We start from the raw sequence: 21,046 nt of genomic DNA, 5'->3' as shown, positions 1-21,046 counted from the left end.
ACAGCGGCTGCCAGAACGGAAACAGCGGCACCAGCACGAACCACTCCGTGGCTGACGAGAACGCGGCCCAGGGCAGCGCGAGCAGCAGGATGGTCGCCGGCCGCAAGTCGGCGGTCCAGCGTCCGAGCACACCGAAGAACACCAGCGCCCAGGAAAAATCCGCCCATTGATGAAAGGCGATCCCGGTCAGGATCGCGCTCCATGACGGCTCTGCGCTGATCGCCCAGTCGCGCGCGGGAATGGCAGCGACCGTCATCCAGTCGACCGCGGCATCGCGGCCGATCCGGGCGGCGAAGAGCTGGCTGACGATGGTCGAGAAGGTGCTGCTGATCAGGCCGAGCGCGACGGCGGCAATCCAGCGCGAACGTCGTCGTCGCCCCTTGACCCGCGACAGGCCTTCGTCGGTGCGCCGCACTGCATTGGCAAGTGCTGGTCGCGGCTCTGCGTTCACGTCAGCTGCTTGAGCTTCTTCAGCGGGTTGAGCTTGCTCGGCCTGTCCTGTTCGTCACGGCCGCGCTCGGCCTCGGCCTTGCCGGCGTCGTGCAGATCCTGGTCGCCGATGATCTCGCCGACGGCTTGTCTGGTCTTGCCGACGATGCGTTGCTGGAGTGCCTTCGTCTTGCCCATGGCTTGTCTCCGAGGTGACCTGGCTTGTCTCCGAGGTGACCTGCCTCCAGACCCACGCCGCTAACCCCGGCGCCTGAAGGGGCGGTGAGCGCCGGGGTCGCGGTTTCGTGCAGTCTGCCTCCGGCAGGGGGGACGTCGGAGGCGTTGATCAGACTCTCTGGCTCGCGGATGGTTCCTCGCGGCCCTCAGCGCGGATCGAGCACGATGATCACGCCTTCATTGCCCCGGAGCCGTGCTTCACCTCGTCAGGCCTTGGCCATGCCCTTGGTCATGCTTTGGCTGGCGCAGCAATCTGCCTGGCCGCTGTTCTGACGCTCTCGATGCCCTTGGGGAAGCCGCTGCGGTTCGGATAAAGCTTGCGCCGTGCCTCGCGCGGCGGCCGCCTCGGCTTGGTGTCCTGCGCGGCGCGGTAGTCGAGCATGGCGATGCCGCCGACCATCAAGAGCGCCAGCGCGATGTTGCCCTTCTTGGGATTGTCGATTGTCAGCCCCGACAGCAGCGCAGCGGCATCGAGACCGTCGCCGCCGACGCGGGCCCACAGGCCGGCGTTCTTGTCGACCGACAGCGACATGATCCCGGCCAGGATCTCGCGCACGCCGAAGGCGCGGACCATGGTCTCATGGCCTTCCATGCCCAGCGTTTCCGTGACGCGTCTCGGCGCGAAGAATTCGACGACGCCGAGTCCGATGCTGAACCAGCCGAGCGCGCGGGCGAGCTGGTCTTCCGGCCGCTTCAGGCTCGGCCCGCCCTCGACAATCTTCGGGTCGCCCTTGGTGCGGACGATGTTGGAGAAATGAAACATGGCTTGCTCCTTCAGGGCCTCAGCACGACCTTGACGCAGGAGTCGCGCTTGTCGCGAAACACCTGGTACATCTCCGGTCCTTGTTCGAGCGGCACGGTGTGGGTGATGACGAAGGAGGGATCGATCTCGCCCTCCTCGATGCGGCGGAGCAGATCGTCGGTCCAGCGGTTGACGTGGGTCTGGCCGGTCCGCATCGTCAGGCCCTTGTTCATGAAAGCGCCCATCGGCAGCATGTCGGACAGGCCGCTGTACACGCCCGGCACCGAGATGATGCCGCCGGGCCGGCAGACATAGATCATCTCGCGCAGCACGTGGGGCCGGTCGCTTTCCGCCATCACCATCTGCTTGGCGCGGTCGAGCAGTGTGTCGGGCAGGGAGGCCATCACGTGCGATTCCATGCCGACGCAGTCGATGCACTTTTCCGGTCCCCTGCCGTCGGTGAGATCGTTCAGCCGCTCCACCACGCTCTCGGTTTCGAAGTTGATGGTGGTGGCGCCGCCGGCTTCCGCCATGCTGAGCCGCTCGGGCAGGCAGTCGATCGCGATCACCTGGTTGGCGCCGAGCAGGATGGCGCTGCGGATCGCCATCTGCCCCACGGGACCGCAGCCCCAGATCGCGACGGTGTCGGTGGGCTCGATGTCGCATTGCACGGCGGCCTGCCAGCCGGTCGGGAAGATGTCGCTGAGGAACAGCAGCTGCTCGTCGGGAATGCCCGGTGGCACCTTGATGTGGGTGGCATCGGCATAGGGCACGCGGAGATATTCGGCCTGGCCGCCGGGATAGCCGCCGGTCAGATGCGTGTAGCCGAACAGGCCGGCCGTCGTGTGTCCGAACACCTTGTCGGCCAGATGGCGCTTGCGGTTGGTGGTCTCGCACACGGAAAAATTGCCGCGCTTGCACTGGTCGCATTCGCCGCAGATGATCGTGAAGGGCACGACGATGCGGTCGCCCTTCTTCAGCTTGCCGTCGACGCCGGAGCCGACCTCGACCACTTCGCCCATGGTCTCGTGGCCCATGATGTCACCGGGCAGCATGCCCGGAATGAAATTGTGGAAGAGGTGCAGGTCGGAGCCGCAGATGGCGCAGCTGGTGACCTTGATGATGGCGTCGCGCGGGTCCTGGATCTCCGGATCGGTGACGGTGTCGCAGCGGATGTCCTCCTTGCCGTGCCAAACCAGCGCCTTCATCTTTCCATTCTCCCGACTGAACCAGTTTGGCATCTAAGTCGAGGGGTGAACGATGGTTGCTACGCCGCGCAAAATTCTTCGCACTGCACCGGCTGGCGCAAATCGCAACGCGGATAGGAACGAGAGCGCAGGGCAGTGATTGGGCGTGATCAACGTCAAGCGAGGACACGCTCATGCCCGCCAATCAACTCGCAATCGTCACCGGCGCTTCCACCGGTATCGGCCTGGAACTCGCAAGGTGCTGTGCCCAGGCGGGTTTCAACCTCGTCATCGCGGCTGACGAGCCGATGATCGAGCGGGTGGCGGTCGATCTGCGCAGGCTCGGCGTCAGCGTGGAGGCCGTTGAAGCCGATCTCGCCACCACCGATGGCGTCGACAGGCTCTGCGCCGCGGTCGGCGACCGGCCGATCGATGCGCTGCTGGCCAATGCCGGCGTCGGCCTCGGCAAGGCGTTCCTCGATCAGGACTTTGCCAGGATCAAGCATCTCGTCGACACCAACATCACCGGCACGCTCTATCTGATCCATCGCGCCGGCAACGAGATGCTGCGGCGCAAGTCGGGGCGCATCCTGATCACGGGCTCCATCGCCGGCTTCACGCCCGGAAGTTTCCAGGCGGCCTATAACGCCAGCAAGGCGTTCCTGGACTCATTCTCCTTCGCGCTACGCGAGGAGCTGCGCGACAGCGGCGTCACCGTCACCTGCCTGATGCCGGGCGCCACCGAGACCGAGTTCTTCCGCCGCGCCGACATGATGGACACCAAGGTCGGCACCGAGAAGAAGGACGGCGCATACGACGTCGCCAAGGCCGGCTTCGATGCGATGCTGCGCGGCGAGTCCGATGTCGTCACGGGGCTGAAGAACAAGATCCAGACCACGGTTGCCAACGTGACGCCGAACGAGATGCTGGCCCGGCAGCATCGCAAGATGGCCGAGCCGGGCACGGCGAAGTCGTAGAGCGAGGTCGTCGCAATTTCTGCGGCGCTGCGCGGCTGAACGGGCGGACCGGCAAAAGGAGGCAAGCCGATTCACATAGCCTCGATTCACATAGCCTAATGCGCGGCGGCCCCGAAGCGGTCACATTGTGTGGGCTGGAGAGGGGCTGCGATGGCGATGGACCGCATCGAACGGGCCTTTGTCGCGACTGCGATCACGGGTTTTCTCGTGATGACGGTGGCCGTCGCCTGGATGATGATGAGCTGACGCGGGAAGGGCTTGCCGTCTTGCGCGTCGCGCTACCTTACGCCGCCGTCGTCTTGTGCCTGGCAGTGACCGTCTGGCTCGCCTTCGCGCATCTGCTCTGATCCGCGCCTGGTTGCGGGCTCGCTCAGCGCAGCCGGTTCAGGCGATGATTGCTGCGGCCACGCCGGTTGACCGTCGAGGAGGCTCGCCAAATTCTGGACCATGGCCACGACATCGATCGGCTTCTCCCAGATCGGCACGTCCTGGAATTCCGGCTCGATGCTGATCCTGTCGTAGCCCGTGGTGAACACGAAGGGCACCTGGCGTGCCCTGAGCTCCCGGGCGATCGGAAAGATCGGCTTTGCGCGGATGTTCACGTCGAGCACCGCGGCATCCAGAACGCCGCCATCGTGCAGCATCTCGATTGCATCCTCGATATGGCCGACGGGACCGGCGATCTCCGCGCCGAGCGCGCGCAGCGCCTTGCCGATGTCATCGGCAAGAAAATATTCGTCCTCCACGACGAGGATGCGGCGTCCCGTCAGCGGCGCGCGTTGACGAGACGACGAGGGTAATACGGACATGATCCCTCCGGCGAGCCTGCCGACCGATGGGAAAACCAAGGGTCGGGGCCGGCGTGCTACCAACGAGGGAGGCCAAGGCGGGTTCCAAGGGCAAACGCGACTCCTTCGTCATTTGCCTTTGATCCGTTGGGAGAATATCGATTTCTGCTATTGGTAGGAGCCGGTGCACGCCGGGCATGTCGAGCGTCCCGAGCGAACTGCACGCCCCAGACGAACTTCCAGGCTACTTTCGAGGAGTTCGAGAGCAGCCCTGAGCAGCTGAAACCGTCCACGAGGAAGACCAGTCTCTCAACGAGGAGTTACATTTGGCCCACGAGGAGATCGGAACCTCGCCTGAGGAGTTGCAGTCGGTCAACGAGGAGCTGACCTCCGTCAACGGCGAGCTGACGCACCGTGTCGAGGAGTTGACGCGCGCCACCCGCGATCTCAGGAATTTCCTGGAGAGCATGCGCATCGCGACCGTCTTTCTCGACAATGATCTTCGCGTGATGAACTTCACACCGGCGATTACCCAGGTGCTGCATCTCGTCGAGACCGACACGGGCCGCCCCATCGGTCACATCAAGGCGCGCATCCCGATCGAGGATCTCTACGACGACATTCGCCGCGTGCTGCGTACGCTTGCGAGCGCCGAGCGCGAGCTGAGCGCGTCGGACAGCGGCACGCGCTACATCGTGCGCATCCTGCCTTATCGCAGCACCGACGATGTCATCGCCGGCGTCGTCATCACTTTCATCGACGTTCCGGCGATCACCCGCGCCGAGGAGCGCCAGCGCCTGCTGCTGGCCGAGCTGCAGCACCGCGTCCGTAATACGCTTGGCGTGGTGCGCTCCATCGCCCGCCGTTCGGCCGAATCCGCCACCACTGTCGAGGAATATGCTTCTCATCTCGACGGACGGCTCAACGCATTTGCCCGCACCCAGGCGCTGGTGACACGCGATCCGGAGGGCGGTGTCGACCTGGAATATCTCGTGGTCGAGGAGCTTCTCGCCTATAATGCCCGCGAGGGCGAGCAGATGCGGGTCTCAGGTCCCAAGGTGCGCTTCCAGCCCAAGGCCGCCGAAACGTTCGCGCTCGCGATCCACGAGCTAGCGACGAACGCGCTGAAATATGGCGCCTTGAGCCAGCCGAGCGGACATGTTGAAATCTCCTGGCGCCTCGATGAAGGCACCCAGCCCGCGGAGCTGGTGTTCAAATGGCGCGAGTGCGGAGGGCCACAGGTCAAGCCGCCGCTTCGAAAGGGTTTTGGCACGGAGCTTCTGGAGCGTACGCTCGCGTTCGAGTTCAAGGGGCAGACCACCCTGGCATTCGACCCCGCGGGGCTGCAATGCACGATCGCCATTCCGCCGAGCAAGCGCACGTTCCACACACCGGCGGTGGCTGATTGATGCCCTTGTCGACCTCCGATCGCAGCCTCGTGGAGCTGGTCATTCGCCGGCTGACCGTGCTGCGGCCGTTGTCGACGGAGGCCCGTGCGTCGCTCGAATATGCGTTGCTCGAAGGTCTCGAGCGCGTCGGGGCGAGTGAAGACCTGATCTCGGAGGGCGATCCCGTCGATAGCGTCCGGGTGGTGCTATCGGGCTGGCTCTGCCGCTACAAGACGCTCGAGGACGGCCGGCGCCAGATCGTCAATTTCATCTTTCCGGGCGAGAGCTGCGACGCGCACGCGTTCTTGCTCCCCGTGATGGACCATTCCATCGCGACAATGACGCCAGTGGTCTACGCCGAGATCAAGCGCGCGCGTTTCGAGAGTCTGACGATGGGCGATCGCTCGCTCGCCGAAGCGTTCTGGTGCGAGACCCTCGTCAACAACGCCATCCAGCGCGAATGGGCCATCAACCTCGGTCGCCGCACGGCCCTGGAGCGGGTGGCGCATCTGTTTTGCGAGATATTCGAGCGGCTTCGTCCCGTCGGGATGGTCGACGGCAATTCCTGCGTCATGCCGGTCACGCAGATGGACCTTGCCGACGCTACCGGGCTGTCGGTGGTGCACCTTAACCGGACCGTGCAGGAGCTGCGTGCGTCGGGCTTGATCGTGCTGCGCGATCGGACCCTGACCATCAACGATCTCGACGCGCTCAAGGCAGCGGCGTTGTTCGCGCCGAACTATCTGCAACTCTATCGACTCACTTGATCAGAGTGGGACGGCTGGTTTGGCCGAGGCTTTCGATGCGCCCGGGATTGACCGGCTCGGGCCCCTGAAACGCGTTGGATTCGGCTCGCTTGCGATACTCCTCCGCCATTTCCAGCAGCGCAGTTCGCGTTTCGGGTGAGGAGCTGAGAGCGGCCTGGCTCTCGCAGGTTTTCTGCAGTCGGCGATAGTTGTCCATCTGCGCCAATCCCAGGCGGTCCTACCACGTTCCTAAATTAGCAGATTTGGCCACCGACTAATTTAACCCATGTTACGCAAGCGAGCTTGTCTTGCAGCAGTTTCTTCCTCCTTCGGACCCCGGCAAGCAACCGTTCCGCTTCTGGAACGTTGTGGGAGCGTCGCCTATGCGCGATGACCTCAATCGGTGAGAACGCAACGGAGCGCTCCGACCCAGTGATCAGGGAGAACGCCCATGTTGACGCGGCGTCGAGTGAAGCTGACGGATCCGCTGGAGATACGTCTGGCCGTCGAAGCGGAGCGGCTGCGCGCGGAAGCCAGATCGCTTCCGCCCGGAGCGGCTCGCGACGAGATGTTGCGCAAGGCGCGCCAGGCGGAGACCGGGTCCCAGATGAGCGAGTGGCTGCGGTCGCCGGGGTTGCAGCCGCCGGATTGACGCCGGCTTGCCCTGTCCGTGTGAGCGGAGCGAAGCGTGCCGCAGGTCAGGCTGCACCGCCGGGAACGGGTTAGATGTCGGCGCGTACCGATGCGCTGGTGTCGTGGGCAGAAACCGGAAAAATGAGCGCCACGTCCATCGTCCCCGTTGTGTCCGGTTGTCACCCGGCGGTGCCTTCGTCAACGCCGCTTCGCGGCTTTGGTTCGCCGGTTGTAGGGTGAGCGATTGACGGGTCGCAGCGAAATCCCTTCGCGCTGCGCCTTGCTGCGAATGGCCGCGACCGGGCGCTGAAGCTTGATGCTCATCACGCCGGTCGGCGTGTTTCCCTTCGCGAGCTGCTTCAGCTTGCTCACATCCGAGGGTGTCCAGGGCTGGCGCGCGCGGCGCTTATACGCGGGATTTGCCTTGCGCGGTCCCTTGCGGCCGATCGGTGAGCCCGGCCGCTTCCATGCTGCTTTTGCCATGACGATCCTCCTTCAAGTCCTTCTTGAACAAGCGAATCAGCAATTCGGTTCCGGCGCAGTCGATTGTCGTGACGAACGGCACGCGAGAGCGAGTGACAATGCCGTGCGGCCGTCCTCGCGCAAAATCGCGCAGCGTTAACTTTTTGAAATGCTGGAACCCGCCGTCGCGGCCGAAGCTGAAAACCATTGCCCGGCCGGGCCACCCCCAACCGGCAAGCCACTCGAGTGACAAGAGAACCCGCGCCCCGGCGCCCGATCCCAGCCGGGGCCGATTTCCGTCCAACCGAATAGCCGTGAGTCCAATGACCGCCAAACGCAACCGCAACAAGCAGACCCGATCGCTCCAGGAGCGATTGGCCGCATTTGCCGAAAACGCCCGCGAGCGCGCGCGCAGCCTGCCGCCTGGCAGGGAGCGCGAGATGCTGCTGCGGCGCGCCAAGCAGAACGAAGTGACCTCGAACCTGACGGACTGGCTGAGCGCACCGGTCTGCACGAGACGAGGAGAATGACGATGCGCAGCTTCAAGCACTACCGCGCGTTCCAGATCGACCCGGATGGGCATGTGTTCGGATGCATCAATCTCGTTTGCGTCAATGACGAGGAGGCCAAGCGCGAGGCCGCTTCGCTCGTGCTCGGCCACCGCATCGAGCTGTGGCGGCTGGACCAGCGGATCGCGAAATTTGATGCGCCGCAGGACGTGGCGCGCCAGTAGCGGCAAGGAACCGGGTGCTGCCCCCCGGGTTGGTCGGATGATACCGACTTCGCCGGGAGCCTGCATGACGGACGCTGAAATTCGCAAGGGGATGCCGCCCGTCAAGCTGTCGCGCGAGGAGTTCGAGCGCCGCTACAAGCGTCAGTTCATCGATCCCGCCTTTGCCCCGCTGCAGCGCGAGCTCGATGCCGTCGTCGGTGCCGCCTGGGACGCCTATAGCCATTCGCGCAAGGCGCCGTTGACGCGGAAGGCGGGCGCGGGTTTCTCCGATCCCGACTACGACATTGCCGTCGACTGGCTCGATGCGCGCGCGAAAATCCTATCCGCGCAGCGCCGGCACGACGATGCGCAGGAGACGCCGCGCATTCTCGTCATCAACGGCTCCGCCCGCAGCGAGCACACCTGTCCCGGCGAGATGTCCAAGACCTGGCGTCTGGTCAAGCTGGCTGAACCTGTCTTCGTCGAGATGGGATTTGCCGTGGACATCCTCGATCTGTCCCGTCTGGCTTCAGAATTCGGCAAGACCATTCATCCCTGCAAATCCTGCGTCTCGACCGCGATGCCGCTCTGCCACTGGCCGTGCAGCTGCTATCCGAACTATTCGCTGGGGCAGACCGGCGACTGGATGAACGAGATCTATCCGCTGTGGGTCGCGGCCCACGGCATCCTGATCGTGACCCCGGTGAATTGGTACCACGTGCCTTCCGGGCTCAAGGCGATGATGGACCGCATGGTCTGCGCCGACGGCGGCAATCCCGATCCGACCTCGACGCATGGCAAGAAGGCCGACGCGGCCAAGGCGATGGAGCTGAAGGGCTGGCCCTATCCGCGCCATCTCGCCGGCCGCCATTTCGGCGTGGTCGTTCATGGCGATGCCGTCGGTGCCGAGGGCGTGCGCCGCGCCTTGTCGGACTGGCTGACCGACATGCAGCTGATCTCGGCGGGCCGCTTCGCCGAGCTCGACGGCTATGTCGGCTACATGGAGCCATATGCCGTTTCGCATCGCGAGCTCGATGACGACGGGGAATTCCAGCAGGAGGTGCAGAACGCGGCGCGCGCGCTCGGCAACGCAGTCCGGCTGGCCAGGAGCGGGTGCCTCCAGGAGCCCGGGACCGGGTTGCAGGACCCGAATCCCAAATGACCGGCGCGCGGTTTGATTGCCTGGTCGTCGGCGGCGGCCCCGCCGGGCTGATGGCCGCGATCTATCTGGCGCGCTTCCGCCGCAGCGTCTGCGTCGTGGACACTGGCGCCAGCCGTGCCGCGCTGATCCCCCGCAGCCACAACGTTCCCGGCTTTGTCCACGGGCTATCAGGTTCTGACTTGATCGCGCGCATGTCGGCGCAGTTGGGCGAGCTCGCCGTCGAGCGCGTGGAAGCCGAGATCACCGCCTTGCAGCGGCGCGACAACGGCTTTCAGGCGGTCTGGAACGGCGGCGCGCTTGAGGCCACCACCGTCATCCTCGCCAGCGGCATCGTCGACAGCCATCCGCCGTTCGAGCAATGGCGCGCCGCGGTCGCGGACGGGCTGCTGCGCTATTGTCCCGTCTGCGACGCCTTCGAGGTGATCGGCCGCCGCGTCGGCGTCGTCGGCCCGCTTGGCCGGGCCGCCGGCAAGGCGCTGTTCCTGCGCGGCTATTCGCGCGAGGTGACGCTGCTCGCAACCGGACAGGATGACGAGGAGAGCGCGACAGCGGAGCTGGAAGAGGCCGGCGTCGACATCGTGTTGGCGCCCGACCTGCGCTTGCGGCGGAGGGTGGGGGGCCTCGAGGCCGTCTTCGCCGATGGCCGGACGATGCAGTTCGACACGGTCTACCCGGCGATGGGTGCCGAGGTGCGTTCGCAGCTCGCGGTCTCGCTGGGCGCCCAGCATACCGGGGAGGGCTATCTGAAGGTCGACGACCATCAGCGCACCTCGGTCGACGGCCTTTATGGCATCGGCGACGTCGTCACCGACCTGCATCAGATCTCGGTCGCATTCGGCCACGCCGCGCTTGCCGCCTGCACGATTCACCACAGCCTGCCCCGGCGCCTGGCGTGACCGGGAACGAAGGGCGCGGCTTCGCCTTGGTTGAGCGGGACGCGCGACCTCGACGCGCAAGGACGGCCTGAAGGAAGCGATCATGCTGGAAGAGAAACTGAAGGACGCCATCGTCGGCGATTTGCAGCGGCAGCCCGCCGACCGGCCGCAATCGCTCAAGGTCCAGGGCGCGGGAGAGATGAAAAGCTCGGAGGAGCTGATCGTCAACGGCAAGATCGACCTTGGCGCCCTCGTCATGGTGATCGCGGGATCAGTCGCCGGCGGGCCTTAGGTTCGACCGGCCGTCATGCGCTTCGCGCCGCGCGTCGCAGCGACTGCGGCGGCTGACCGAAGGCGCGGATGAAGGCTCTGCGCATCCGCTCGGGGTCGCGAAAGCCGGTGGATTGGGCGACGCGCTCGATGGCCTCTCCGGAGGACTGCACCCGCTCGCGCGCCACCTCGACCCGCAAGCGCTCGACCGCCTTGGTCGGCGTGGATCCGGTCTCGGCGGTGAAGGAGCGGACGAAATGCCGTGCGCTCAATCCGGCGCGTTCGGCGAGCGCCTCGACCGTGAGATGCGCATCCAGATTCTCGCGCACCCATGAAAGAAGGCTGCCGAAGCGGCCGTTCGGCGTCTTGAGCTCGAGCAAGCTCGAGAACTGCGATTGTCCGCCGCTGCGGCGATGATAGAGCACCAGCTGCCGCGCGGTCGCTTGCGAGACCTCCTCGCCATGGTCCTGCGCGATCATGGCGAGCGCGAGATCAATCCCGGCCGTGATGCCGGCCGACGTCCATACCCGATCGTCGCGGATGAAGATCTGGTCCGGTTCGAGCCTCACCTTCGGATAGCGTCCGATGAAATCGCGGGTGCAGGACCAGTGCGTGGTGGCGCAGCGGCCGTCCAGCAGTCCCGCCTGCGCGAGAAGATAGGCGCCGTTGCAAACGCTGGCGATGCGCACGCCGCGGCTCGCCAGTCGCTGAATGAAAGCGATCGTCGTCTTGCAGCGCGCCGCGGCTTCCACGCCCTCGCCACCGGCCACGAACAGCGTCGTGACCGAGCTTGCCGATCGCAGATTGCGCGCCAGCATCTCGATGCCCGACGAGCTGCGCACGGCGCCCGCCTTCGTTGCGACCGTGATCACGCGCGGCGCATTCGGCGTGTGCCGCCTGGCGATCTCGAACACCGAGATCGGACCGGCCGCGTCCAGCAACTGGAATTCGGGAAAGATCAGGAAGCCGATCATGGGCGTGTCCAAAATTGAGGGAATTAAGCCATTTCGACCACAAGGCCAACATGGCAGGCTGCAACCGTCAAGCGCGTTGTCGAGGTTGGACATGTCGGGCCTGTTGCAGATCGGTCTTCTGGTTTTTCCGCGCGTCACCCAGCTCGATCTCACCGGTCCCGCCCAGGTCTTCTCCAGCCTGCCTGACGTGACGGTGCATCTGATCTGGAAACGCATCGAGCCCGTGCCGAGCGATTCCGTGATCGCGCTGATGCCGACTGTCACCTTCGCCGATTGTCCGCAGCTCGACGTGATCTGCGTCCCCGGCGGCTACGGCACCGACGAGCTGATGCTGGACGAGGACGTTCTCGCCTTTCTGCGAAAGCAGGAGAAGGGGGCGACATACGTGACCTCGGTCTGCACCGGCTCGCTGGTGCTTGGCGCCGCCGGCTTGTTGAAGGGATATCGCGCGGCCACGCACTGGACCGCGAGGGATGCATTGCCGTACTTCGGAGCCGAGCTGTCGCAGGAGAGGGTCTGCATCGACCGCAATCGCATGACGGGCGGCGGCATCACCGCCGGCATCGACTTCGCGCTCACTTTGGTGTCGATGTTGCGCGGCCGCGCCGCTGCGGAGATGATCCAGCTGCGCATGGAGTACAATCCCGCGCCGCCCTTCGCGGCCGGCTCGCCGGACACGGCGCCGGCGGCGATCGTCGCTGCCATGAAGGAGCGGGTTGCGCCTGCGCAGGCGCGGCGGCTGGAGTTCGTCAGGAAGGCCGTCCAGCGGCAGGGATAGCGAGCCAGCTTCGACCGGCCGCGCGCCGCGTGGACCGGCGCATGCGCTGTGAGCGAGGGCACATCGATCGATCATCGCGACATGCCGTCGCGATGCTGAAGCGGAGGGGGCAATGGCGCCTTGTCGTGTTGGAGAATTGCTATCGTCGCGCAGCCGGCTTTGCCGCTTGACCTTCGGCCTCATCCTGGCGCTGGGTCAGGCAGCGCTCGCCGAACGGAGCGCGGCTGCCGATTTCTCCGGTGGCGTGGTCAGGATCGGCATCATCAATGACCAGGCCGGACCGTTGTCGGACCTGGCCGGGCCCGGCTCCGTCGTCGCCGCGCGGATGGCCGTGGACGATTTTCAGCGCGCAACGCCGGGGCTGAAGGCCGAGATCGTCGTCGCCGACCATCAGAACAAGCCGGATATCGGCGCCCAGATCGTCCGCAAATGGTTCGACGTGGATGGCGTCGACATGGTCGCCGACGTCGGAAACTCCGCGGTCGCGCTCGCCATCCAGTCGATCGCACGCGACAAGAACAGGATCGTGATCTATTCGGCGGTCGGCACCACCGATATCGGCGGCAAGCAATGCTCGCGCACCGGCCTGATGTGGCTGCACGACAATTACAATCTAGTCGCCGGATCGGTCCGAAAGCTGGTGTCGCAAGGCTATGACAGCTGGTTCTTCATCGCGTCAGACTACGCGTTCGGACGCAATATGGTCGAGGTGTCCCAGCGCGTGCTGGCGGCGGCAGGGGCCAAGTCGCTCGGCGCGGTCTTTCATCCGCTCGGAAATGCCGATTACGGCTCCTTCCTGCTGCAAGCCCAGGCTTCCAAAGCCAAGGTGGTTGCGTTCGCCAATGCCGGCGAGCAGCTCGTGACCTCGATGAAGCAATGGAACGAGTTCGGAATGAATGCGGGGCCGCAGAAGGCCGTCGCCGAGCTGATGTTCCTGACCGATGTGCACGCCATGGGGGCCGAAACGGCCAAGGGCCTGACGACCGTCACTGCCTGGTATTGGGCGCTCAACGAGGAAACGCGCGCGTTCGCCCAGAGGTTCTACAAGCTTCACAACGCCATGCCGACCGCGCCGCAGGCCGCCGTCTACTCCGCCGTGTCGCAATATCTGAAAGCCGCTTCTGCGGCGGGAACGGACGAGACCAACGCCGTGCTGGAGCAGATGCGCGCGATGCCGGTCGACGATTTCTATGCGCGCGGCGCGCGGCTGCGCGCCGACAACAAGCTGGTGCACGATTTTTATCTCGTCGAGGTCAAGAAGCCGTCGGACGTGAAGACGCCCTGGGACTATTACAACGTCGTCGAGAAGATCCCTGCCGAGGACGCCTTTCTGCCCCTCAGCGACAGCGAATGCCCGTTGCTCAAGACGTCACGAAACTAGCATTTGCGTCAAAGAAAGCCGCGGCCGGCCGCTTCAGCCATATTCCTCGCCGATGCCGTATTCCCGGTAGATCTCCAGTGGGTCGAGGTCGGGAAACAGGCGGCATTTGGCCTGGGCGAGGTGCAGGCTCACCGCCGCCGGCTCCTTGCCGTTCGCCAATATCTTGCGGATGTCGTCCATATGCGCGTTCGGCTGGTGCTTCGGTTCGAGCTGCTCCAGCGCGACCAGGGCGGTCGCGAGGGCCTCGGTCAGAACCCAGTCGTCGTGGCCGGTGATTCCCTTCTTCGGCATCGGCAGACCTCAGATGTGGCGGCAGCGTCCAGTCTATCGCGACTTTCGCCAAATCGCCATTGAGCCATAGCGGGTGCGCTGCGTCAGGGCAGGCCCACCGCCATCGTCCGGCTTGCATTATGGCGGCGTGTGGCTAAAAGGCGGCGACTTGCAGTATCCTTGTTGAAACAAAGTTGGCGTAGACGGGCCGTCACAACCCAGCTCCCGGTCTGGGTCCCGATCCCGAATCTCGCAGCACGATCCGGCTGCGCACCCCTCAAGGCTCGAGCCAGCATGGTTTTTCTCAGCTTCGTCTACCGCTTCATCACCAACTTCGCGTTCATGGCGGTGGTCTATTTCAGCCTGAACTTCATGGAGAAATATCCGAACCGGGCGATCCTGGCGATCCTGGTGCTGATCTATGCCGCGATGCGTGCGGTCTCGACGCTGCGCGCGTTCTACTTCTTCCAGAAGATCGAGAAGCTGGAAGCCGAGACGCGGCGGCTTCAGGGCCCGATCAATGACGGCTCCGGGGGAACGAATGCGCGCAAGCAGGTGGTCGCCGACGTGGCCCGGCTGCGCCGCGACGGCGAGCTCAAGTCCTATATGGACCTGTTCTTCCTGGCGCTGATCGTGCTGCTCTGCGTCGCCGCCATCATGCGGCAATAGGTAGGGACTAAGCGCGCTTCTTCAGACTGGCGATGCGGGTCGAGCGCGGCGTGGCGCTCTTGGCCTGCGCGGCAGGCTTGGGTGCGGCCGGTGCCGCATGCGCGGTGTGCCGAACCTGGGACTTGGCCGTCTTGCCCTTTGCCGCCTTGCCCCTGGCCGCATGCGGCGTCTCGGCCGCCATTGCCAGCCGGGTCGCGGCACGCCGCGACAATGTCGTCGACAGCAGCACCTCGACCGAGCCTTCCGGGATCGCAAACAGCGCGCGGCCGGGCACGGGCAGGGCGGACGCGACGTCCATCTGACCCTTGGTCCGGCGCGGCAGCAGCGGCTGATGCTCGGTCCGCGCATTGAGGTCGGCGAGCGAGGGCGCCGGCAGCGTCCTGGTCTGCGTGAACACGAAGCTCGGAACGGAAGGCCAGCGCGCGATCGGCACGGTCTCGGTCGGCGGATGCAGCAGCCATTCCACCGGCGTGGTCGGCGTCGCTGGCCGGTCGGCGGTCGCGGGCACAACATGCACGATGCGATAGCCGCGCGCTTTGAGGTCGCGGATGATTTTTGGCAGCGCCGCCACCGTCCGCGCCTGGATGTCGTGCAGCAACAGGATGCCCTTGCCCTTGGCCTCCAGCCGCTGGATCGCGAGCTGATAGACGCGGTCGGACGACACATGGCGCCAGTCGTCGGCCGGGAAGTCAGCGCTCCACACCTGGATGCCGCGCGAGATCAGATGGTGCTCGACGCGTTCGGCGCGCATCAGGCCGGGAATGCGGAAGAACGGCGCCAGCTTGGACGGATCGGTCATCGCGGCCGAGGTCCACTCGATGCCGCCATTGATCTCGGCCTCGGCCTTCTCGATCGGCATCCGGTCGAAGGTCAGCGGATGGTTCATGCTGTGGGTGCCGACCGTGTGGCCCGCCGCCACCAGCTTGCGCACGCCTTCGGGGTTCGCCTTGGCCTGGCTGCCGATGATGAAGAAGGTCGCCTTGATGCACTCGTCGTCGAGCATCTTGAGGACCTGGTTGGAATATTTCGGCAGCGGACCGTCGTCGAAGGTCAGGACGACCTCATGATCCCTGAGCGGCAGCGTCTCGCGGTACTGCATGGTGCCGATCAGCGGATGCTCGCGCGGATCGACCACCAGGGTGCGGGACGTCCCGAGCGCGTCGGGATGGCCCGGGCAGTCGGCTGCAAGCGCCGCCGGCGATCCGATGGTCGAACATCCAAGGAATCCGCCGAGGCAAAGGACGATCCACGATCGCGTCCGCAAGACAACGCTACTTCCGATCATGAACCCCGTCTGCCCTCATGTGCGATTGCCGCCATAGTAGGTCGGAGACATCAGGAAACGGTTCAGGCCAAAGAACCTTTCCCGTCACAAAGTCCCCATCCATTTGCATGGGGTATCATGAACAGAGTGTTAATAGGGCCCAAATCACCCCATTTTGCGCCGGCGTGACATTCCGGCATCAGCGCGCATCGGCATTCTTCTGCGGGCCTGCCGGCGCGATGTGGACCACCCGATAGCCGTTCTCCCTCAGATACCGCAGGAAGGCCGGCATGATCGCCGCGGTGCGCGCCTTGGGGTCGTGGAAGAGGACGATGCCCTTGCCGCTAGCTGCGAGGCGCTCCGTGACCAGCTTCAATTCCTGCTCCGGCGTCATCTCGTTCCAGTCGCTGGCCCAGAGGTCCGCGCCGAACACGACGATGCCACGGGATTGGAGCAGGTCGAGCTGCGCTTGCGTCCCCTGGAAATAGGGAAAGCGGAAGAACGGCGTCGAAGGCGTCGCCGTCGAGCTGCCGTGCAGCGCCATCTCGACGGCCGCGACGCCGCGGTCGACCTCGCTCTTGGCCTTGTCGAACGGGATCCGCGCCATGAACGGATGCGAGAAAGTGTGGTGGCCGATGGTGTGGCCCTCGCGGGCGATGCGCTTGACCATGTCGGGATGCTGGCTGGCGTGGAGGCCGATCAGGAAGAAGGTCGCGCGCACGCATTCCTGCGCCAGCGCCGCCAGCACCTTCGACGTCGTCGGCGGGTTCGGCCCGTCGTCGAAGGTCAGCACGACCTCGTGATCGGCCAGCGCAAGCGTCTGCGGAAAGCTCTTCAAGCCCACGCGCGGCGTGGTCTTGGCATCGACGCTCAGCACGCGCGAAGTGCCGAGCGCGTCCTTGCGCGGACACTCAGCGGCCACGGCCGAAGCGACGCCGATCAAGGCCGCGAGGGCCGCGCCCGATGACATCGAGGTCCACCTCAGTCGAAGCATCTTTGTCATTGCGCTCGGAGTTGCCTTGTGGGTATTGCCTGACCGTCAGCCCAGACCATTCGTTCCAACCTGTCAAACGGCGAGGCGCGCCATGGATGAACATATGGACGTTGCCCGATCCGCCGCGGACTCGGTACTCGACCACGTGCCGATGCGCAATGAAGACGGCGATATCAGGCACGAATTCGTCGAGGAGGTCGCCCATGCGATCGAGGCCGGCGACAGCGCCTCGCTGCGCGCCTGCGTCGCCGAGCTGCACGAGGCCGATCTCGGCGATCTCATCGGCGCTCTGGAGCCCGACGACCGCGTCCGCCTGGTCGAGCTGACCGGGCGCGATTTCGACTTCTCCGCGCTGAACGAGCTCGACGAGGGCGTGCGCGAGGAGATCCTCGAGGAACTGCCGCCGGAGACCGTCGCGGAAGGTGTTCGCGAACTCGAATCCGACGACGCCGTCGAGCTGCTCGAGACCCTCGACCAGGCCGAGCAGGAGGAGATCCTCGAGAAGCTGCCGCTCAAGGAGCGCGTCGCGCTCGAACGCAGCCTGCTGTATCCCGAGAATTCCGCGGGCCGCCGGATGCAGACCGAGTTCATCGCGGTGCCCCAGGATTTCACCGTCGGGCAGGCGATCGACTACATGCGCGAGACGCCGGATCTGCCCGACCGCTTCTACGAGATCTACGTCGTCGACAAGGACCAGCACTGGCAGGGCGCAGTCCCCCTCGACGTGCTGCTGCGCGCGCGCCGGCCGGTGCCGCTCACCGAGCTCACCGACGAGGACCGCCGCCGCGTCTCCGTCCTGGAGGACCAGGAAGAGGTCGCGCGCATGTTCGGCAAGTATAATCTCGTCGCAGCTCCCGTGCTCGACACCCAGGACCGCCTGGTCGGCGTCATCACGGTCGACGACGTCGTCGACGTCATCGAGGAGGAGGCGGACGAGGACCTCAAGGCGCTCGGCGGCGTCACCAGCGACGAAGAGCTGTCGGATACGTTCCTGACGATTGCGCGCGCGCGGTTCAACTGGCTGCTGGTCAATCTCGCCACCGCCTTCCTGGCGTCCTCGGTGCTCGGCCTGTTCGAGGGCCAGCTGGAGAAGATGGTCGCGCTCGCCGTGCTGGCGCCGATCGTGGCGAGCCAGGGCGGGAACGCCGCGACCCAGACCATGACGGTGGCGGTGCGGGCGCTGGCGACGCGCGAGCTGGGCTCCTCCAATGCCTGGCGCGTGGTGATGCGCGAGGCGCTGGTCGGTCTCGTCAACGGGCTCGCCTTCGCCGTGATCACGGGGATTGCGGCGGTGGCCTGGTTCAAGATCCCCGGCCTCGGCATCGTCATCGGCCTGGCGATGGTGTGCAACCTCATCGCCGGTGCGCTCGGCGGCATCCTGATCCCGATGGCGCTCGAACGCGTCAGGGCCGACCCCGCGGTGGCGTCGGGCACGTTCGTCACCACGGTGACGGATGTGGTCGGGTTCTTCTCGTTCCTCGGCATCGCGACGCTCTGGTTCGGGCTGAGGTAGGTTTCACCCCAACGTCATTCCGGGGCGCGCCTCTTGGCGCGAGCCCGGAATCCATTTTTCCGCATCGCTTGCAGCCTGATGGATTCCGGGCTCGCGCTTCGCGCGCCCCGGAATGACAATCATCTTTAATCCGAACTTAAGCGACCTGCCGCATCATCGCCTCGCTTGGGGGAATGAGCATGCGGTTGCGGCTGAAGGCGGACGGACGGGTCGTTGAGTTGCGGGATGGACAGGAATTTCCGGTCCAGCCGTCTCCGGTCGAGCCCACGGCCAATGCCGCGCCGGCCGACGCCAACCCGCTCGCGGTGCGCGATTTGCGTCGCCGCGCCTGCCTGACCCAGATGGAGTTCGCCGCCAAGCTCGGCGTTCCCGTCGAGACCATCCGCAACTGGGAGCAGGGCAAGCGGGCGCCGCGGGGACCGGCCCGCGCGCTGCTCGCGGTGATCGCGCACGCCCCGGATACGGTGTTCCAGGCGCTCGCCAAAGCCTGACGCCAAAGCCCGACGTCGAGGGCGGCCGGGCCCTGACGCGAACCTCCTGTTAGCATTGCGCCAAATATCCCGCTGAACTGCCGCGGCCTTCCGTTGGCAGCGTCATGGGCCGGGTCCATAATGAGGCCTGATGACGTCAGGGGCTGCCGCAACGGAAGAGGAGTCCTCATGCTGTTCGTCGAGGCCAATGGCGCAAAAATCCCGGCGATCGGACTCGGGACCTGGGAGCTGAGCGGAAGACCTGCCGCGCGCGTGGTCGAGCAGGCGCTGCGGTTCGGCTATCGCCACATCGACACCGCGCAGGTCTACGAGAATGAACGCGAGGTCGGCGACGGCTTGCGCGCCTCGGGCGTGCGCCGGGACGACATCTTCCTCACCACCAAGGTCTGGACCAACCATTTCGCGCCCCACGATCTCGAGCGCTCGGTCAAGGAGAGCCTGGCTCGGTTGCGGCTTCCCTCCGTCGATCTGCTGCTGCTGCACTGGCCCAATTCGCATGTGCCGCTGGCGGAGACGCTCGGCGCGCTGTCGCATGCGAAGACCATGGGCCTGACCCGCCACATCGGCGTCTCCAATTTCACGGTGGCGCTGATCGAGCAGGCGGTCGCGCTGTCGCCTGAGCCGCTGGTCTGCAACCAGGTCGAATACCACCCTTATCTCGATCAGGCGAAGGTGAGGGCGGCCTGCGACCAGCATGGCCTTGCGCTCGTCGCCTACAGCCCGATCGCCAAGGGACGCATCAAGTCCGACCAGAGGCTGGCCGAGATCGGACGCGTCCACCGCAAGACGCCGGCGCAGGTCTGCCTGCGCTGGCTGGTGCAACAGAATGTCGCTGCGATCCCGCGCACCTCGCGCATCGAACGCCTGTCTGAAAACATCGAGATCTTCGATTTCGAGCTGTCGGAGGACGAGATGAGCCGGATCGCCGCACTCGCCAGTCCGAAGGGTCGCCTGACCGACTTCGGCTTCGCCCCGAAATGGGATTGAGAGGGGGCTGGGGTATGCTAGGACCGCGACGGCAACCCAAGATCGGTCGATGGAACTGCGGAAGATCATACGGACGGACATTGCGGCGTCAGCAATCGCGCATCTGACGCTGGTGGCGCTGATCATCGTGATCAGCGAGGTCCATCCGTTTCGCAGCCAGCCGCCGGAGACCGTGACCGTCGACATCGTCACGCCGGAGCAGGTGAAGGAAGAGATCAAGGAGCAGGAGACGAAGGAGGCGGCCAAGGAGAAGCCGCCGGAGCCAACGCCCGATCTGAAACTGCCGAAGCTTGATTTCACCGACCAGTCCGAAGCGGCGGGCAAGCCCGCGGCCAAGCAGCAGGACGCGGCACCGTCGTCGCAGCAGACGCCACCTGAACCGCAGCAGAAGCAGCCGCAGCCGCAACCCTCGCCGGCGCCGAAGCAGCGTGAGGCCAACGTGCAGCCTCAACCTCAACAGCCACAGCCGTCGCAACAGCCGCCGCCCCAACCGCAGCAACAACCGCCGCCCCAGCCACCGATGCAGCCGCCGCCTCAAGCGATGCAGCAGCCGGAGGCCGCGCCGCCGCCGGCCTATCAGGCTCCGCAGCCTGACGTCACCGTCAAGTACGGCGTCATGCTGGGCCTGCCGCCGGAATTGCCGCCGGAGCTGCCGAAAGACACCCCCAAGGACGATGGCGGCGATGCCAAGGATTCGATCGCAGCCAAGCTGCCGCAGGAAGTCATCGCCGCGCTTCGTCGCCATTTGCGCAGCTGTGCGAAATTGCCGGCCGGACTCAGCCCCACCGACGCCGTTCGCATCAAGCTGCGCACGGTGTTTGCGACCGACGGCACGCTGGCGCGCGAGCCGATCCTGATCGAGGCTCCGCCGTCCGCGAAAGGCGTGGCGCTCGTGAAGTCCGCCATGAGCGCGCTCCAGAACTGCCAACCTTACAAGATGCTGCCGGCAAATCTGTACGGGGAATGGAAGATCATGGACCTGCCGTTCAGCCCGCGGGATTTCGGATCGTAGCTCTTGTAGCCCGTTGGCTCCATCGGGGCTACGCGATCGTGCCTGTGTCGCGCTCTGTCAATCCACGCGTGCAAAAATATTCCACTTTACCGAAATTCGGTTTCG

At 65.4% G+C, this 21,046-nt stretch carries 25 protein-coding genes and 3 pseudogenes; 16 read left to right on the top strand and 12 right to left on the bottom strand.

Annotation, left to right across the window (positions count from 1 at the left end; all coding sequences use genetic code 11):
• The 4 genes and pseudogenes from IC66_RS0128635 to IC66_RS0128620 form a co-directional block, all read right to left on the bottom strand.
• Positions 1–451: pseudogene (locus IC66_RS0128635) on the bottom strand (DUF305 domain-containing protein); the annotation flags it as partial.
• Complete coding sequence (locus IC66_RS0128630) at positions 448–627, bottom strand: hypothetical protein (protein ID WP_028140558.1); 180 nt, start codon at positions 625–627, stop codon at positions 448–450. The pseudogene IC66_RS0128635 and the gene IC66_RS0128630, both read right to left, overlap by 4 nt.
• A 268-nt stretch (positions 628–895) precedes the next feature.
• On the bottom strand, positions 896–1,429 hold the full coding sequence (locus tag IC66_RS0128625) for a hypothetical protein (RefSeq protein WP_028140557.1): 534 nt from the start codon (positions 1,427–1,429) through the stop codon (positions 896–898).
• Between the two features lie 11 nt (positions 1,430–1,440).
• Positions 1,441–2,616 (bottom strand): zinc-dependent alcohol dehydrogenase, encoded by a 1,176-nt coding sequence (locus IC66_RS0128620; RefSeq protein ID WP_028140556.1) that lies wholly within the window; start codon positions 2,614–2,616, stop codon positions 1,441–1,443.
• Between the two features lie 173 nt (positions 2,617–2,789).
• Here IC66_RS0128620 and IC66_RS0128615 point away from each other — a divergent pair, with 173 nt between their 5' ends.
• Positions 2,790–3,572: an SDR family NAD(P)-dependent oxidoreductase gene (locus IC66_RS0128615; protein WP_028140555.1), complete on the top strand. Its 783-nt coding sequence runs from the start codon at positions 2,790–2,792 to the stop codon at positions 3,570–3,572.
• A 419-nt stretch (positions 3,573–3,991) separates the two neighbouring features.
• Here IC66_RS0128615 and IC66_RS0128605 read toward each other — a convergent pair.
• Positions 3,992–4,381, bottom strand: a pseudogene (locus IC66_RS0128605) (response regulator); the annotation flags it as partial.
• A gap of 219 nt (positions 4,382–4,600) precedes the next feature.
• On the opposite strand from IC66_RS0128605, the pseudogene IC66_RS0128600 reads away from it, so the two are divergent.
• Positions 4,601–5,769: pseudogene (locus IC66_RS0128600) on the top strand (sensor histidine kinase); the annotation flags it as partial.
• The gene (locus tag IC66_RS0128595) at positions 5,769–6,515 is read left to right on the top strand and encodes a Crp/Fnr family transcriptional regulator (protein WP_038949961.1); all 747 of its coding nucleotides are present in this window, start codon (positions 5,769–5,771) and stop codon (positions 6,513–6,515) included. The pseudogene IC66_RS0128600 and the gene IC66_RS0128595, both read left to right, overlap by 1 nt.
• Here the strand turns inward: IC66_RS0128595 and IC66_RS0128590 are convergent.
• Complete coding sequence (locus tag IC66_RS0128590) at positions 6,508–6,711, bottom strand: hypothetical protein (protein WP_038949960.1); 204 nt, start codon at positions 6,709–6,711, stop codon at positions 6,508–6,510. The genes IC66_RS0128595 and IC66_RS0128590 overlap by 8 nt on opposite strands.
• 234 nt (positions 6,712–6,945) lie before the next feature.
• On the opposite strand from IC66_RS0128590, the gene IC66_RS0128585 reads away from it, so the two are divergent.
• Positions 6,946–7,146, top strand: coding sequence for a hypothetical protein (locus tag IC66_RS0128585; RefSeq protein ID WP_038949958.1), 201 nt, complete (start codon positions 6,946–6,948; stop codon positions 7,144–7,146).
• Between the two features lie 179 nt (positions 7,147–7,325).
• On the opposite strand, the gene IC66_RS48485 is transcribed toward IC66_RS0128585, so the two are convergent.
• Together IC66_RS48485 and IC66_RS47225 are read right to left on the bottom strand one after the other, a co-directional pair.
• A complete protein-coding gene (locus tag IC66_RS48485) occupies positions 7,326–7,499 on the bottom strand; it encodes a hypothetical protein (RefSeq protein WP_244429184.1) in 174 nt (57 codons plus the stop codon).
• A 34-nt stretch (positions 7,500–7,533) separates the two neighbouring features.
• Positions 7,534–7,797: a hypothetical protein gene (locus IC66_RS47225; protein ID WP_162131346.1), complete on the bottom strand. Its 264-nt coding sequence runs from the start codon at positions 7,795–7,797 to the stop codon at positions 7,534–7,536.
• A 115-nt stretch (positions 7,798–7,912) separates the two neighbouring features.
• On the opposite strand from IC66_RS47225, the gene IC66_RS0128570 reads away from it, so the two are divergent.
• The 5 genes from IC66_RS0128570 to IC66_RS0128550 all read left to right on the top strand — a co-directional run bounded on the left by IC66_RS0128570 (position 7,913) and on the right by IC66_RS0128550 (position 10,630).
• Positions 7,913–8,119, top strand: coding sequence for a hypothetical protein (locus IC66_RS0128570; protein ID WP_028140550.1), 207 nt, complete (start codon positions 7,913–7,915; stop codon positions 8,117–8,119).
• A 2-nt stretch (positions 8,120–8,121) separates the two neighbouring features.
• The gene (locus IC66_RS0128565; RefSeq protein WP_038972887.1) at positions 8,122–8,322 is read left to right on the top strand and encodes a hypothetical protein; all 201 of its coding nucleotides are present in this window, start codon (positions 8,122–8,124) and stop codon (positions 8,320–8,322) included.
• 64 nt (positions 8,323–8,386) lie between these two features.
• Positions 8,387–9,463 carry a flavodoxin family protein gene (locus tag IC66_RS0128560; RefSeq protein WP_038949956.1) on the top strand — a complete coding sequence of 359 codons (1,077 nt, stop codon included), beginning with the start codon at positions 8,387–8,389 and terminating at the stop codon, positions 9,461–9,463.
• Positions 9,460–10,359, top strand: coding sequence for an NAD(P)/FAD-dependent oxidoreductase (locus IC66_RS0128555; protein WP_038949955.1), 900 nt, complete (start codon positions 9,460–9,462; stop codon positions 10,357–10,359). Before IC66_RS0128560 ends, IC66_RS0128555 begins: the two co-directional genes overlap by 4 nt.
• A gap of 82 nt (positions 10,360–10,441) precedes the next feature.
• A complete protein-coding gene (locus tag IC66_RS0128550; RefSeq protein WP_038949954.1) occupies positions 10,442–10,630 on the top strand; it encodes a hypothetical protein in 189 nt (62 codons plus the stop codon).
• A 13-nt stretch (positions 10,631–10,643) separates the two neighbouring features.
• Here IC66_RS0128550 and IC66_RS0128545 read toward each other — a convergent pair whose 3' ends face one another.
• Positions 10,644–11,582 carry a GlxA family transcriptional regulator gene (locus tag IC66_RS0128545; RefSeq protein WP_028140546.1) on the bottom strand — a complete coding sequence of 313 codons (939 nt, stop codon included), beginning with the start codon at positions 11,580–11,582 and terminating at the stop codon, positions 10,644–10,646.
• A gap of 91 nt (positions 11,583–11,673) precedes the next feature.
• Here IC66_RS0128545 and IC66_RS0128540 point away from each other — a divergent pair, with 91 nt between their 5' ends.
• Both IC66_RS0128540 and IC66_RS0128535 read left to right on the top strand, forming a co-directional pair.
• A complete protein-coding gene (locus tag IC66_RS0128540; protein WP_028140545.1) occupies positions 11,674–12,360 on the top strand; it encodes a DJ-1/PfpI family protein in 687 nt (228 codons plus the stop codon).
• Between the two features lie 166 nt (positions 12,361–12,526).
• Complete coding sequence (locus tag IC66_RS0128535) at positions 12,527–13,741, top strand: ABC transporter substrate-binding protein (RefSeq protein ID WP_028140544.1); 1,215 nt, start codon at positions 12,527–12,529, stop codon at positions 13,739–13,741.
• 33 nt (positions 13,742–13,774) lie between these two features.
• Here the strand turns inward: IC66_RS0128535 and IC66_RS47220 are convergent, their stop codons facing one another.
• Positions 13,775–14,032 carry a hypothetical protein gene (locus IC66_RS47220; protein WP_028140543.1) on the bottom strand — a complete coding sequence of 86 codons (258 nt, stop codon included), beginning with the start codon at positions 14,030–14,032 and terminating at the stop codon, positions 13,775–13,777.
• A gap of 273 nt (positions 14,033–14,305) precedes the next feature.
• Here IC66_RS47220 and IC66_RS0128525 point away from each other — a divergent pair, with 273 nt between their 5' ends.
• On the top strand, positions 14,306–14,680 hold the full coding sequence (locus tag IC66_RS0128525; protein WP_018320591.1) for a hypothetical protein: 375 nt from the start codon (positions 14,306–14,308) through the stop codon (positions 14,678–14,680).
• Positions 14,681–14,687: 7 nt separating this feature from the next.
• Here IC66_RS0128525 and IC66_RS0128520 read toward each other — a convergent pair whose 3' ends face one another.
• Together IC66_RS0128520 and IC66_RS0128515 are read right to left on the bottom strand one after the other, a co-directional pair.
• The gene (locus tag IC66_RS0128520; RefSeq protein WP_038949952.1) at positions 14,688–15,965 is read right to left on the bottom strand and encodes a polysaccharide deacetylase family protein; all 1,278 of its coding nucleotides are present in this window, start codon (positions 15,963–15,965) and stop codon (positions 14,688–14,690) included.
• A gap of 178 nt (positions 15,966–16,143) precedes the next feature.
• Positions 16,144–16,914 (bottom strand): polysaccharide deacetylase family protein, encoded by a 771-nt coding sequence (locus IC66_RS0128515; RefSeq protein ID WP_038949951.1) that lies wholly within the window; start codon positions 16,912–16,914, stop codon positions 16,144–16,146.
• Between the two features lie 115 nt (positions 16,915–17,029).
• Here IC66_RS0128515 and mgtE point away from each other — a divergent pair, with 115 nt between their 5' ends.
• The 4 genes from mgtE (at position 17,030) to IC66_RS0128495 (ending at position 20,941) form a co-directional block, all read left to right on the top strand.
• Positions 17,030–18,451 (top strand): magnesium transporter, encoded by a 1,422-nt coding sequence (gene mgtE, locus IC66_RS0128510; protein ID WP_028140540.1) that lies wholly within the window; start codon positions 17,030–17,032, stop codon positions 18,449–18,451.
• Between the two features lie 173 nt (positions 18,452–18,624).
• Positions 18,625–18,942 (top strand): helix-turn-helix domain-containing protein, encoded by a 318-nt coding sequence (locus tag IC66_RS0128505; RefSeq protein WP_038949950.1) that lies wholly within the window; start codon positions 18,625–18,627, stop codon positions 18,940–18,942.
• Between the two features lie 168 nt (positions 18,943–19,110).
• The gene (locus tag IC66_RS0128500; RefSeq protein WP_038949949.1) at positions 19,111–19,929 is read left to right on the top strand and encodes an aldo/keto reductase; all 819 of its coding nucleotides are present in this window, start codon (positions 19,111–19,113) and stop codon (positions 19,927–19,929) included.
• Between the two features lie 49 nt (positions 19,930–19,978).
• The gene (locus tag IC66_RS0128495; RefSeq protein WP_038949948.1) at positions 19,979–20,941 is read left to right on the top strand and encodes a hypothetical protein; all 963 of its coding nucleotides are present in this window, start codon (positions 19,979–19,981) and stop codon (positions 20,939–20,941) included.
• The last annotated feature ends 105 nt before the right edge of the window (positions 20,942–21,046 follow it).

The sequence above is a fragment of the Bradyrhizobium genomosp. III genome (genome assembly GCF_000261705.1).
GTDB classification, from domain to species: Bacteria; Pseudomonadota; Alphaproteobacteria; order Rhizobiales; family Xanthobacteraceae; genus Bradyrhizobium; species Bradyrhizobium ottawaense.
The sequence above is the reverse complement of the archived record's forward strand: the minus strand, read 5'-3'. Positions and strand labels throughout refer to the sequence as shown.